Genomic DNA, 12854 nt, shown 5'->3' on the forward strand with positions numbered 1-12854 from the left:
TATCAAACAAAAGCCCGGCAGAGATGCCGGGCTTTTTGTTATTCGCTGATAAGTTTCACTTTGTCGCCAACAGATACTGTTCCGCCGGGCGGCATCGCGTTGATCAGGCGGAAAAGATCGAGCTTGCGGTCTGTTCCCAAGATTTTACTCGAAAGTGATGACAGAGTGTCGCCCGGCTTCACTGTCACAACGCGTATACGCAAAGGTTTTATCGCGGCTTTCTCTTCGGGCGTCAGAAGCTTAAAGCTTTGAACAACAGTTTGCGAGGCGGGCATTAGTGCAGAGCTTCCTGCTGGAGCTGCAGTCAGGAAGCGATAGATGCGATTCCCAGCATTGAGCACGAAAATATCGAACTCCCAGCGGTCGGCCTTTGCCTTGGCGCTAGCCGCAGGCATACCATTAAACGTCGTAGCAGTGACGCTGGTGTCGATGAGGCCTGTAACCCAGCCGCTGCGCATGTAGTCGGTCATCGACGGTTTGCCGGAAATTTGTGTCCCGTCAAACCGGATTGCCACTTCTCCCGGACCTGTCGCCATGACAGCATCGGCGCTGTTATCGATGGTGAAGCCTTCAGGAACTGTGAAGCTCACGCCCAGAAGCGGATGAACGAAATTGCGACCCCGCACATAACCTTCCTCCGGCGTATCCCCATACAGAATGCCGTTTATCCCTTCCAGGAATGATTCGCGATCAGTTGTGCCAACACCTGGAGCGCCAATGCGGCGGGCATGGCCGCGGGCAAGTTCAATTCGCTGCGGTGCAGATGGATGGCTGGCCAGGAAGTCAAGGCTGGCATCGGTGGCGCCGGACACGTTACGGAAATCAGCATAGGAGGCCATCGATTGCAGGAAGCGCGGTGCGGCAAACGGGTCATAGCCCGCTTCGCCGATCATCTTGATGCCGATCGCGTCGGCTTGAAGTTCCTGATTGCGCGAGAACTGCGCCATCCGCAGCTTACCGCGGATCAGGGCCTCCTGTCCGGCAGTATCGCCCTGCAGGACTTCCGATACGACGCGTCCGGCAATAACCGCTTCCTGTTCCCGCTGCTGGCGTTCAATCCCGTGATTGGCAATGACGTGCCCCATTTCGTGGGCAATAACGGCGGACAGCTCGGCGCTGTCGTTGGCGAGGGCGAGAAGGCCGCGGGTCACATAAAGATAACCGCCTGGCAGGGCAAAGGCATTGATATTGGGCGAATTGAGAATTGTTATGCGGTAGGTATGGGTCGGGTTGTCTGAAACCGTCGTCAGATTGCCAACGACCTTTGCAACCATGCGTTCCAGCTTCGCATCTTTATACTCGCCGCCATAGGTTGCAAGAATGCGAGGATGCTGTTCGGCACTTAGTTTGGCGAGCCGGTTGTTTTTATTGACATTATCTACAGTGACCGGGTTCGATGATGGGCCAAGGCCTGCATCTTCCTTGGTGACATTCAGTACCTGGCAACCCGAGAGAAAGGCGAGCATCAGCATGACCTGCGCTGGCTTTTTGCCGCGCTTGGCTGCTTGACCCCATCCTCTATTCAGGGGAGATGTGTGCGGATCCAGAATCATATCCTCTTTGTATCAAGTGCCAAGAGACTCGTATGCCTTTGTTCTTGCTAGCCCGATGTGCGGCCCGGAGCAAGAATTTCATTGTTTTCCTGAAAGGGGCAAGGCGTCGAAAATATGTCAAAGATCAGACTCTTTGTTACCGAGGTAATTTCGCAACAGCGCAGGACCATCGTCGGACAGCAAATCCTTGGCCGGTCCAGAAGCGGCAATGAGCCCATTGTCGAGGAACAGCAGCATTGATGCCAGTCGCAAAGCATCGTCCGGATGATGCGTCACCATGATAACTGTCATTCCTGTTTCTCTATGAAGCTCCTCGATGAGATCCAGCATTTCGTGGCGTAAAGCGGGACCAAGTGAGGCGAAAGCTTCGTCAAGAAGCAAGATAGGGCGGTGGCGTACCAGTGCCCGGGCAATTGCTACGCGTTGGCGTTCGCCCCCGGAAAGAGCTTCAGGTTTTCTCCCCTCCTTGCCTGCAAGCCCGACCTTTTGGATTGCAGCCTGAATTTCTGCCTCATCGATTTGGTCCAGCTTCAAATTCGAGCGGCGCCCCAGTCCGACATTGGACGTTACATCAAGATGGGAAAAAAGATTGTTGTCCTGGAACACCATCGAGACTGGCCGACGCGATGGTGGCAAATCGGTAACGTCAACATCATCGATCAGTATTGAGCCTCCAACGGGTTCTTCAAATCCGGCTATGAGGTTGAGCAGGGTCGATTTTCCTGACCCGCTTGGGCCGATAATGGCGGTGATCGTCGAGGCTTTAATCGACACGTCGAAGCGCATCGCCATGTCACCATAGTCAAAACGTACGGCATCAAGACGGACGGAGACACCGTTTGCGTTCGCTGGCTCAGCCATTTTCAATGCCGTCCCTTCTGGCTAATCGCGTTGCGCCTCGATCGGCGATGATCATGAGAATCAGGCACAGCGCAGCAAGGATAAGTGCAAGTCCTGCTGCGTCGGCGGTACGATAGCTGCCCATACGTTGCAACAGCAAATAGGGCAGGGTTAAAACGGTGTTGTTGCCAAACAGCGCAATGGTCCCAAGGTCCCCGAGTGATAGAGCCATGGCAAATGCAAAAGCTATGCCGAGCGGACGCTTTAAAATTGGCCAGTCAATGATCTTAAGCCGATTCCAGCCAACAATGCCCAATTGCTCGCAAAGCCTGTTGTGACGGCTTGCTGCCGTGTCCCATGACGGACGCAGAATACGGAACGCAAAGGGGATGGCCATTGCCGCATTGACACATACCACCATGAAGGGTGCGAGACTGAACGGATCGACGAAATGGCGGGAAAGAATGAACCATCCCGCACCAATGATGATGGGGGGCACCACCATGATCAAGCTTGCGCCAAGGTCAAGGGAGCGCTCGAACATGCCAGCTTTGGCGTAGCGTCGCTGTGCCGCCAAAGACTCCCGAGCAATCACAAGGCTGAGCGAAATGATCAATGACAGTGCAGCTGCGGTTGCGCCAAGAACAAGGCTGGTGACAATGGCGCGCCAGACGGTGGTTTCGGACAGGAGGCGGCCCAGATCCGCCGACAGGCCGGAAACAACAGTGCCCCCCATGGGCAAGGTGACGAATAGAAAGCCAATTATAATCAGAGTCATATTCAACATGCTGTGCGGCCATGAAGGCGTGTCGAAGCGGCGGGTCGTGGTGCGCAAGCTGAAACCTTCTTCTGTTGGGCGTCCCGCAAGTGATAACAGGCCAAGGACAGCGACTGTCAGGCAAAGCTGGAGAAGCGTCAGAGAGACTGCCCGGGCAATATCGAAATCGAAGTGAAGCGACTGGTAGATTGCAACCTCAAGGGTTGTTGCGCGTGGCCCGCCACCAAGTGTCAGCACTACCGTGAATGACGTAATGCACAGCATGAAGATCAGGCCGGCCACGCCTGAAATATTGCGCAGAATGACCGGCCATTCGATCAATTTGAACTGAGTCCAGTTGCTCATTCCCAATTGTGAGGAAAGTTTCCAATAGTCTTCGGGAATGGAATCGAGACTCGAGAGAATGAGCCGTGTCGCCAATGGCAGATTGAAAAAAACATGGGCAAGGAGAATGCCAGTCAGCCCGTAAATATCGGGAATCATATCCAGCCTGAACCATTCGAAGAAAGCGGCGAGCAGGCCGTTTCGCCCGTAAATGCTGGTGATGCCAAGCACAGCGACAAGCGCTGGCAGTGCCAGCGGCAGAGCGAATAGCCGCAGGAGCATCGCGCGGCCGGGAAAGCTTTGCTGCGCATGCAGTGCGCGAGCAAGCGGGATGGCAAATCCAACGGAAAGCACCATGGAGAGAAGTGCTTGCAAGATCGTAAAGCGTGTAATCCGCCATAGGTAACTGTCAAAAGCAGCAAAGCCTTCTGTGCTGCCACGGAAAGCTTCTATTGCAAGGCTAAGAAGAGAGCCGCCCGCCAATACGCCCAAAAAGGCGAGAGCGAGACCTCCCGCCAAGGGTTTCATCGAATGGGCGACCATCTGTGCTACTTGCTCATGGCCTCAAGCCACTCGTCGATCCAGGCTTTGCGATTTGCCGCCACTTCCTCGGATGTGAAAGCTAGCGTCTTTGCCGGTTTGACCAATGTATCAAACGCAGGATTGAGCGGGTTTGAGGTTTTCGCTGCCGGATACATCCAGTTGTTTTCCGGGATGGTATCCTGAAATGCCGGGCTGGTCATAAAGGACAAAAACTGCGCTGCATTTGGATTTTTCGTTCCATTTACAGTTTGCGCTGCAACCTCAACCTGCAGGTAGTGACCTTCTTCGAAAGACGCTGCCTTATACCGCTCGGTCTTGTCTGCGATCAAATGATAGGCGGGCGACGTGGTATAGGAGAGGACCATAGGCGCTTCGCCTTTGGTAAATAAGCCATAGGCTTCCGACCAGCCGGGAGTGACTGTCAAAACGCGATCCTTCAATTTGGCCCAAGCTTCACCGGCCTTGTCGCCGTAAACCGATTTCATCCACAATACGAGACCGAGGCCCGGCGTAGAGGTGCGTGGATCTTCGATGACGATCTTCTGTTTCGGATCACCCTCAACCAGATCCTTCAAACTCACTGGAGCGTCTTTAACTTTCTCGGTGTCATAAATGACAGCGAAATAGCCGTAATCATAGGGAACGAAAATATCGTCCTTGAAACCGCCGGGAATGTCGATAGCACTCGTATCGATGGCGTGCGGTGCAAAAAGCCCGGTTTGCTGAGCCTCGAAAGTCAGGTTCGTATCAAGGCCGAGAACAATATCGGCCTTTGTCGATTCGCCTTCGAGCTTCAAGCGGTTAAGCAGCGCAACACCATCTGCGACGGCTACGAAATCAACTGTGCATGTACATTGTTTTTCGAAAGCTTCTTTGACTTTAGGCCCTGGTCCCCACTCGGCTGTAAAGCTCTCATAGGTGTAGACCGTCAACTTGCCATCCGCAGTTGCGTGGCTGGAAATACCAAATGCCAATGCGCTGGAAACAAGGGCAAACTTCATAAAATCAAGTGGTCGCATAGGCGCCTCCCAGAGTTTGAATTTCAAAAGGACAGGTGCGCCGGCTTGTAAAGCCGCATCTAATCCCTCCGCCGGTGCAAACCGGATCAGGTTCCGCGGGTTGACTGGATTGGTCCCAGCCTCTCAGCCTGTTGATGCAGGCACCCCGTTAGAGCAGCCACCAGATTAAAGATTGTGGCCACACAGCGCAAGCGGCCTAGCCGGTTGTTTTTGTTACGCCTTCCTCCTTGCCACGCCCGCTTTTGCGTCTGGCTATTGCTTGTGGTGGGAAAGACGGGCGGTCATCGAAGCGCGTCTTTTGTAGTAATTCAAGCGATCCGAAGACCGCCCGTCCGGCGATTTTGCATTCTGCCCGTTCCGCTTGGGAGGCTTCGGTGCCGGGGAATGCCATTTGCGGCATGCCATGCGTCGCCTACTCGCCCCTTAAAGTGCTCGTCCAGCACGCGCCGTTCCTAGTAACGGCAGGGGAACCCTTGGACAGAACGTCCCCGGATGGCGGGTCCGTAACCCGCCATCGGAGGCGCCCATCCTTCCCCAAACTTCGAACGGCTCCGGAAGCTGTTTCCCGCGGGGAAGGACAGGAGCAGAATAATTCAGAGCCAAAGCTGTTGGATAAGTTTTGTGAGATTGTTTTTTGATGGGGGGATTAAGTCGTTTGGCATTGGCGCTGTGCACCCTTCGACAAGCTCAGGATGAGGGAGGTGGGTTGATGGCAGGGAGCCATGAGACTCTTCCTCTTCGTTGTTTCGCCACCTTCACCGTCATCCCACCCCTCTCCGTCATCCTCGGGCTCTTGACCCGAGGATCCACAATTCAGTAACGCGAGAAATCATGTCTTTTAGAGCCAAGCACATAAGCAAAGGATCCTCGGGTCAAGAGCCCGAGGATGACGGCAAGGTGGTGTGAGGATGGCGGAAAGGCGGGTGCTTTTTGCACTCTTTCACCCAATGCCCTCCCTCACAGTGAGCATCCTGAGCTAGTCGAAAGGGCGAACCACGCACACCATCAAATGCAGCCAGCGAACCCTCTCATCGTGAGCCACCCCCGATCTAGTTGAGGGTTGAATTGCTCACAACATGATTGCCCTCAAGTTTGAACTCGTCGATAAAGGCACGAATAATTGCAACGAGCATTTCAGGCTGTTCCACACAGGGTATATGCCCGGCATCCTTGATGACTTCGTAGCGTGCGTCCGGAATCAATTTGGCCAGAGAAAGCACCACCTCCGGAGGCGTTGAGCCATCCTGATCTCCGACTATACAGATTGTTGGTTTTGAGATTCTGCTTGCAACGTGCGTGAAGTCAGCATCGCGAAGCGCTGCGCATGTTCCCGCATATCCGGCCAATGGCTGACGGATCAGCATGTTTCGATAACCGGTCAAGGCCGCGCTGCTTTCGCGATGAAACGGCGGTGTGAACCAGCGTTCAAGGACAGCATCAGCAATGCCCTCAATACCATTTGTCTCTAGTGCGGTGATGCGAGCATTCCAAAGATCGGTATCGCCAATCTTGTGCGCGGTGTCGCACAAGATCAGTGCCCGAACCAGGTCGGGCCGTGAAGCATAAAGCCCCTGAGCGATCATCCCACCCACCGAAAGCCCGCAGATGATTGCGTCCTTGACATTGAGAAAATCCAAAAGGCCCGCCAAGTCGCCGATATGATCGTCAATGGAATAGGGAGATGTGCCGACGCTTGAGAGTCCATGGCCGCGTTTGTCATAAGTAACGATGGCAAAATCACCCGCCAGCCGAATAATGACGTCGCGCCATATGCGGAAATCAGTGCCCAATGAATTGGCAAATACGATGACAGGTTTCGATGCTGGTCCGCCAATCAGCTGATAATGCAGTGTCACACCATTTATATCGGCAAATTGCACGTTTCTCTCCCTTTCATACAAATGATACGGTTCTGTAGAATGAACTTCAGGATTCGCATTCATCAAACAGCGCATGACCCCAGCTATTGCCGTTTAACGGCCCGTAAGCAAGGACGAGATTTAACTCCCGTTCCGATTGGAACGGGGCTATCAAGTCTGCGGGACATCAAGGCACAAACAAAGAAAGCATATGAGGCAGCATTATGGGTGACGTATTTATCTGCGACTATATCCGGACGCCCATTGGCCGTTTTGGCGGATCGCTTGCCGGAGTTCGGGCGGATGATCTGGGGGCCATTCCCATCAAGGCATTGATGGAGCGTAACAAATCTGTCGATTGGGCAGCAATCGAGGAAGTGATTTTCGGATGCGCCAACCAGGCTGGTGAAGACAATCGCAACGTTGCCCGGATGTCAGCGCTGCTTGCTGGCCTTCCTGCCGAAGTACCCGGCACGACGATGAACCGTTTGTGCGGATCGGGCATGGATGCAATTATCACTGCGGCGCGTGCCATTCGCGCCGGGGAAATGGATATTGCCATTGCAGGCGGGGTCGAATCCATGTCGCGCGCGCCTTTCGTTATGCCCAAGGCAGATAGCGCATTCTCCCGCAATGCTGAAATATACGATACGACAATCGGTTGGCGGTTTATCAATCCGCTTATGAAACAACAATATGGTGTGGATTCCATGCCGGAGACAGGCGAGAATGTTGCCGAGGAGTTTCATGTCTCGCGCGCCGATCAGGACGCTTTTGCCGTGCGTTCTCAGCAGCGCGCGGGCAGGGCGCAGGACAATGGCCGGCTTGCAAGCGAAGTAACCCCGGTTTCTATCGCGCAAAGAAAGGGTGATCCTCTTGTTATCGACAAGGATGAGCATCCGCGCCCGCAAACGACAATCGAGGCACTGGCCAAATTGCCGACGCCATTTCGAGCTGGCGGAACCGTGACAGCGGGAAATGCCTCGGGCGTCAATGATGGTGCTGCGGCCCTTATTATTGCATCCGAAGATGCCGCAAAGAAATACGGTCTCAATCCTGTCGCGCGCATTCTGGGCGGCGCAACGGCGGGCGTTGCTCCCCGTATCATGGGATTTGGGCCAGTGCCCGCTACGAAGAAGCTGTGCGCACGCCTCGGACTGGCACCAGCTGATTTTGATGTGATCGAACTTAACGAGGCCTTTGCTTCGCAGGGTCTTGCAACCTTACGCGCTCTCGGAATTGCGGATGATGCGCAACATGTCAATCCGAATGGTGGTGCTATTGCCCTCGGTCATCCTCTGGGCATGACAGGTGCACGCATTGCCGGGACAGCGGCGCTTGAGTTGCAACTGCGCGGGGGCAAGCTGGCTTTGGCGACAATGTGTATTGGTGTTGGTCAAGGGATATCGATTGCGCTTGCAAGCGTTTGAGTGTGGGCACCAAGCTGTCTGGTGGAAGCGTTTGACGCATGCTATGGCGGGCCATGAGCAAATTCGTTCTTCTTCTGGGCGGTTCCGTCCATGTCACTGACCGCCTTTTGAAGCAGGTCGCCGGGGCCAGAGTTCTGGCTGCTGATGGCGGTATCGCCCATGCTTCATCCCTGGGCTTGGAGCCTGAACTCTGGCTCGGCGATTTCGACTCGACATCGCCCGAACTGGAAAAACAATATGCGCATGTGCCGCGCAAGGTTTTTCCAGCGGCAAAAGATATGACCGATGGGGAACTTGCCTTGAATGAGGCATATCGGCTTGGCGCGACGGAGGTTATACTTTGCGGTGCATTTGGTGGCGCGCGCACTGATCACACGCTTCTGCATTTGACGATGGCAACGGCCCATGCTGCGCAAGGGCGCAAGATCATCCTTTCAAGCGGGAGTGAAGAAGCTCATCCACTCGTGAGCGGTCAATATGCTTTTGATTTCGCTGATGAGACACAATTCAGCATTGTTGCATTTTCGCAATTACACGGACTTTTTATCAAGGGAGCACGCTGGCCGCTTGAAAATATGGAACTTTCTTTCGGTTCATCGCTTACTGTTTCGAATGCCGTATGTGGAAACCTCCACGTATCGCTCCATTCGGGCAAAGCAGTCCTGATTGCGGCGCCGCCCGTTACCTGACGCTTGTCAATATAAGCGGAAAGTGTAATGTGTGCGACACAGCATTGGGGACGCAAGCTGGTAAGTTTGGTTTTAGAAACGGGAGAGGTCTTCCATGTTGAAAAGTTTATCTACAGTCGCAGTCGCTGCACTTCTGGCATTCTCGGTTGCCGGTTGTACAACCAATGAGAAACGGACTGCCGGATACGGCGTTGGCGGTGCAGCACTTGGTGCATTGGCCGGTGGTGCTATTGGTGGTGGCCGTGGTGCTTTGGCCGGTGCGGCAATCGGTGGTGCATCGGGTGTCGTGGTTGGCGCAGCCACAGCGGACAATGGACGCCGTTATTGCACGTACGAAAATCGCTACGGCGAACGCTATCGCGCGCCTTGCCGCCGGTAAGCAGTTAGTAATTTGTGAAAAACAGGTCGGTTCTCCGGCCTGTTTTTTTGTCGAAGCTATCTGTAATGCGGATAATCTTTCTTCTGCCGTATTGAGGAAGCAGGGTTTTCACGCACTTTATTTAAATGGAGAGGTTATTATGGGAATTCGGTTTGCTGCCATAGCAGCCACTGCGCTTCTGGCATTTACGATTGCCGGATGCGAGACGAGCCAGCAAAATCAACGTGCCGGGACGGGTGCATTGATTGGTGCTGGTGCAGGCGCCTTGGCCGGACAGGCTTTGGGGCGCGATACGAAGAGCACTGTCATCGGCGCTGCCGGTGGTGCTTTGCTGGGTGCAGCCGTGGGTACAGCCACCACACCACGTGGCGGAAAAGAGAATCTGTGCCGCTATCAGCGGCCTGATGGATCAATTTATAACGCTCCGTGTCAGGGCAATGGCGGTGGTGCCTATAGCAATGGCCGATATCCGGATGATGATGGATATCAGCGTCGCAGGTATTCCGATCCTTACCGCGATGATAATTACTGATCGCAGAGTGTCGATTTAGCGCAAACAGGCCGGAATTTCCGGCCTGTTTCGTTTGACAGAACAGATATTCTCATCGACAAGCCCAGACAAAACCTGCTCGAACCTCCGGAATGATAAAGTTTTATGGCCCCACCACTGTTACGCCTTGATAGAATTGCCCTGACTTTTGGCGGTACGCCGCTCCTGACCGATGCGGCCATTTCAGTGAGCGAGAATGATCGCATCGCGCTTGTCGGCCGCAATGGTTCGGGCAAGTCTACGCTGCTCAAAATTGCCGCGGGCTTTGTCACGCCAACGGATGGCGAAGTCTTCAAACATCCGGCCGTTACGGTACGCTATCTGGCTCAAGCACCTGATATGGATGGATTTGCCAATGTGCGGGCCTATGTAGAAGCGGGGCTTGGACCGGCAGATGATCTTTACCGCGTCAGCTATCTGCTTGAGCACCTTGGACTGACCGGCGAGGAGAAGCCGGAAAATCTTTCGGGAGGGGAGACGCGGCGTGCGGCCTTGGCAAAGGTTCTGGCTCCGCAGCCGGACATCCTCCTGCTGGACGAGCCGACCAACCATCTTGATCTCACAACCATTGAATGGCTGGAAGGTGAATTGCGTCAGATACGTTCGGCCATTGTGGTGATATCGCATGACCGGCGGTTTCTGGAGAATGTCAGCCGTTCGACTATTTGGCTGGATCGTGGCGTTACGAAACGACTGGACCAGGGATTTGGCTCGTTTGAAGAGTGGCGCGACAAGGTTCTGGAAGAAGAAGAGCGAGACCTGCATAAGCTCGGGCGTCAGATCGTACGCGAAGAACATTGGTTACGATATGGCGTTACGGCACGACGCAAACGTAATATGCGGCGGTTGGGCGACTTGCAGTCCATGCGCAGCGAGTTTCGTAATCATCGTGGCGCGCAGGGCAAGGCTGTATTGAAAGCAAGCGATGCCAAGGAGTCCGGCAAGCTGGTTATCGAGGCGGAGCATCTTTCCAAGGGCTATGACGGCCGCATTCTGGTGGATGATTTTTCGACCCGTATCCAGCGTGGAAATTGCGTCGGATTTGTGGGGCCGAATGGAGCGGGCAAGACGACACTCCTGTCCATGCTGACAGGATTGCTCAAGCCGGATAGCGGTTTCGTCAAGCTCGGGACCAACCTTGAGATTGCGGTGCTGGATCAGCGGCGTGACAGTCTCAATCTGGAACAAACCTTGTCGGATTATCTGACCGATGGACGCGGCGAGAATGTCATCGTCAATGGTGAGCAGCGCCACGTTGCCTCTTATATGAAGGACTTCCTGTTTCAACCGGAGCAGTTGCGCACGCCAATCCGCGAGCTATCGGGTGGTGAGCGGGCACGTCTGATGTTGGCGCGCGTTTTGGCACGGCCTGCCAATCTGCTGGTGCTCGACGAGCCGACAAATGATCTCGATATGGAAACACTGGATCTGTTGCAGGAACTGGTTGCGGGCTTTGCGGGCACAGTGCTCCTCGTTAGCCATGATCGCGATTTCCTTGACCGTACCGTAACGTCAGTAATTGCGCCCGAAGGCAATGGAAAATGGCTGGAATATGCCGGCGGCTACACGGATATGCTGGCGCAGCGCAGGGAAACTGCGATCGCGACCCGCAAGGAACTGAAGGCGGCCAAACCACAAACCTCGTCCGCTGCACCGACTGAGAAAACAGCTGTGGTGCGAGAAGACAAACGCAAGCTTTCCTACAAGCAGAAGTTTGCGCTTGAGACCCTTCCTGCCAAAATTGAAGCATTGCACGTTGAAATCACGGCGTTGGAAAAGAAGCTTGCCGATCCGGATCTGTTTGCGAAGAATCCAGCCCTTTTCAACAAGACCGTCGAGGAGATTGGTAAAAAGCGCTCCAGCCATGAAGCCCTTGAGCATGAATGGCTGGAACTCGAAATGCTGCGTGAAGAAATCGAAGGCTGAGGCCGTTCGGCATGTTATGAGAACAAACCGGCTTACAATCAACTGGTCTTCGGAGCGAGGCGGGTTGCCAGTGTTTCTATGCGTCCGGCAACCTCGGACAGAACGCCGGTAATCGCCGAGTCATTCTTGTCGGCCTTGGCCAAAGCCTCATCGCGGCTTTTTCGTAAGGCTTCAGCCTCGTTTTCGAGGCCCGTCAGACGCAACTGCAATTCGTGAAGCTCATCTGTAACCATGATTCCGGCCATGACCGTCAGACGCAGATCGCCAATCTCGCCGAACGAGGATTTCAGATGCGTCACGTAACGATCGAAACGTTCTGCCAACCCGGTCAGATGTTGTTCCTGGCCTTCGTCACAAGCCATTCTGTAGGCTTTGCCATCAATCGTTACGGTAACGGTAGCCATGGTTGTTTCTTTCTGTTCTATCGATCAAGAACCGTGCGGATGGATTCCATCGCGGCGACAAGACGGCGAGAAACTTCTTTGTTCGCCGCCTCAAGACGCTCAGCCCGTCCTTCTGATGCGTCAAGCTCCTGTGCCAGCTTGCGACGATCCATATTCATCCGCTGGACCTCTTCTTCTGCTTCAGCAAAATCGCCCTCATGCTCAAGACGCATGTCAACGGCATTCTCAAGAGTGGAGAGGGATTTGGCCAATCTTTCCAGTACTTGTTTGAGGGTGGCTTCAGATGCCATTTTCGACGTTTCCCCTGTGTCTCAATCTTTTCAGCGAATCGCAAAAAGAAGAACGACTTATGACAGAGAGTCTAGTGGTTACATTAATGCTGCGTCAATCAATCCGAACGGCGCGTTGGCACTCATGCACCGATAATAATGTGCTACAATGAATGTCTTCCTGCAATAGCGTCCCAATTTGGCCAGCTTTTGTTGACTCCCTCTCGACTCCTGCTATTTGTCGCGTGCCTTTTGGATATTGTCTAACCGGCATCCAGAAACGGCATCTCT

12 protein-coding genes, 1 pseudogene and 1 riboswitch are annotated in these 12854 nt (G+C 54.2%); of the genes and pseudogenes, 5 read left to right on the plus strand and 8 right to left on the minus strand.

From position 1 onward, the window contains the following. Positions 1-38: 38 nt before the first annotated feature. From ACYJL1_RS03645 to pcaD, 6 genes are all read right to left on the minus strand, one after another. Positions 39-1472 (minus strand): M48 family metalloprotease, encoded by a 1434-nt coding sequence (locus ACYJL1_RS03645; protein ID WP_460897922.1) that lies wholly within the window; start codon positions 1470-1472, stop codon positions 39-41. 198 nt (positions 1473-1670) lie between these two features. After that, the gene (gene thiQ, locus ACYJL1_RS03650; protein ID WP_460897079.1) at positions 1671-2414 is read right to left on the minus strand and encodes a thiamine ABC transporter ATP-binding protein; all 744 of its coding nucleotides are present in this window, start codon (positions 2412-2414) and stop codon (positions 1671-1673) included. Continuing rightward, positions 2407-4038, minus strand: coding sequence for a thiamine/thiamine pyrophosphate ABC transporter permease (gene thiP / locus ACYJL1_RS03655; protein WP_460897080.1), 1632 nt, complete (start codon positions 4036-4038; stop codon positions 2407-2409). The genes thiQ and thiP overlap by 8 nt, the downstream gene beginning before the upstream one ends. A gap of 5 nt (positions 4039-4043) precedes the next feature. After that, the gene (gene thiB, locus ACYJL1_RS03660; protein ID WP_460897081.1) at positions 4044-5057 is read right to left on the minus strand and encodes a thiamine ABC transporter substrate binding subunit; all 1014 of its coding nucleotides are present in this window, start codon (positions 5055-5057) and stop codon (positions 4044-4046) included. 46 nt (positions 5058-5103) lie between these two features. Further along, positions 5104-5215, minus strand: a riboswitch (TPP riboswitch). A 38-nt stretch (positions 5216-5253) separates the two neighbouring features. Continuing rightward, entirely contained in the window at positions 5254-5457 is a 204-nt protein-coding gene (locus ACYJL1_RS03665; protein WP_460897082.1) for a hypothetical protein, read from the minus strand. A 649-nt stretch (positions 5458-6106) separates the two neighbouring features. Then, entirely contained in the window at positions 6107-6937 is an 831-nt protein-coding gene (gene pcaD / locus ACYJL1_RS03670) for a 3-oxoadipate enol-lactonase (protein ID WP_460897083.1), read from the minus strand. 203 nt (positions 6938-7140) lie between these two features. On the opposite strand from pcaD, the gene pcaF reads away from it, so the two are divergent. The 5 genes and pseudogenes from pcaF to ACYJL1_RS03695 all read left to right on the plus strand — a co-directional run bounded on the left by pcaF (position 7141) and on the right by ACYJL1_RS03695 (position 11890). Further along, positions 7141-8346 (plus strand): 3-oxoadipyl-CoA thiolase, encoded by a 1206-nt coding sequence (pcaF, locus tag ACYJL1_RS03675; protein ID WP_460897084.1) that lies wholly within the window; start codon positions 7141-7143, stop codon positions 8344-8346. A 53-nt stretch (positions 8347-8399) separates the two neighbouring features. Next, the gene (locus ACYJL1_RS03680; RefSeq protein ID WP_460897085.1) at positions 8400-9035 is read left to right on the plus strand and encodes a thiamine diphosphokinase; all 636 of its coding nucleotides are present in this window, start codon (positions 8400-8402) and stop codon (positions 9033-9035) included. 94 nt (positions 9036-9129) lie between these two features. Then, positions 9130-9414 carry a hypothetical protein gene (locus tag ACYJL1_RS03685; protein ID WP_460897086.1) on the plus strand — a complete coding sequence of 95 codons (285 nt, stop codon included), beginning with the start codon at positions 9130-9132 and terminating at the stop codon, positions 9412-9414. 139 nt (positions 9415-9553) lie between these two features. After that, positions 9554-9883 (plus strand): annotated as a pseudogene (locus tag ACYJL1_RS03690) (YMGG-like glycine zipper-containing protein); the annotation flags it as partial. Positions 9884-10069: 186 nt separating this feature from the next. Further along, the gene (locus ACYJL1_RS03695; protein ID WP_460897087.1) at positions 10070-11890 is read left to right on the plus strand and encodes an ABC-F family ATP-binding cassette domain-containing protein; all 1821 of its coding nucleotides are present in this window, start codon (positions 10070-10072) and stop codon (positions 11888-11890) included. A gap of 38 nt (positions 11891-11928) precedes the next feature. On the opposite strand, the gene ACYJL1_RS03700 is transcribed toward ACYJL1_RS03695, so the two are convergent. Both ACYJL1_RS03700 and ACYJL1_RS03705 read right to left on the minus strand, forming a co-directional pair. Continuing rightward, entirely contained in the window at positions 11929-12294 is a 366-nt protein-coding gene (locus ACYJL1_RS03700; RefSeq protein ID WP_460897088.1) for a cell division protein ZapA, read from the minus strand. 17 nt (positions 12295-12311) lie between these two features. Further along, positions 12312-12584, minus strand: coding sequence for a DUF4164 domain-containing protein (locus ACYJL1_RS03705; protein WP_460897089.1), 273 nt, complete (start codon positions 12582-12584; stop codon positions 12312-12314). Positions 12585-12854: the final 270 nt, after the last annotated feature.

This window comes from Phyllobacterium sp. K27 (genome assembly GCF_054796155.1).

Coding starts and splice junctions, on each gene's coding strand:
- thiP (WP_460897080.1), bottom strand. CDS start 4,038: ATGGTCGCCCATTCGATGAAACCCTTGGCGGGAGGTCTCGCTCTCGCC.
- pcaF (WP_460897084.1), top strand. CDS start 7,141: ATGGGTGACGTATTTATCTGCGACTATATCCGGACGCCCATTGGCCGT.
- ACYJL1_RS03700 (WP_460897088.1), bottom strand. CDS start 12,294: ATGGCTACCGTTACCGTAACGATTGATGGCAAAGCCTACAGAATGGCT.
- ACYJL1_RS03665 (WP_460897082.1), bottom strand. CDS start 5,457: ATGCCGCAAATGGCATTCCCCGGCACCGAAGCCTCCCAAGCGGAACGG.
- ACYJL1_RS03695 (WP_460897087.1), top strand. CDS start 10,070: ATGGCCCCACCACTGTTACGCCTTGATAGAATTGCCCTGACTTTTGGC.
- ACYJL1_RS03645 (WP_460897922.1), bottom strand. CDS start 1,472: ATGCTGATGCTCGCCTTTCTCTCGGGTTGCCAGGTACTGAATGTCACC.
- ACYJL1_RS03685 (WP_460897086.1), top strand. CDS start 9,130: ATGTTGAAAAGTTTATCTACAGTCGCAGTCGCTGCACTTCTGGCATTC.
- thiB (WP_460897081.1), bottom strand. CDS start 5,057: ATGCGACCACTTGATTTTATGAAGTTTGCCCTTGTTTCCAGCGCATTG.
- ACYJL1_RS03705 (WP_460897089.1), bottom strand. CDS start 12,584: ATGGCATCTGAAGCCACCCTCAAACAAGTACTGGAAAGATTGGCCAAA.
- ACYJL1_RS03680 (WP_460897085.1), top strand. CDS start 8,400: ATGAGCAAATTCGTTCTTCTTCTGGGCGGTTCCGTCCATGTCACTGAC.
- thiQ (WP_460897079.1), bottom strand. CDS start 2,414: ATGGCTGAGCCAGCGAACGCAAACGGTGTCTCCGTCCGTCTTGATGCC.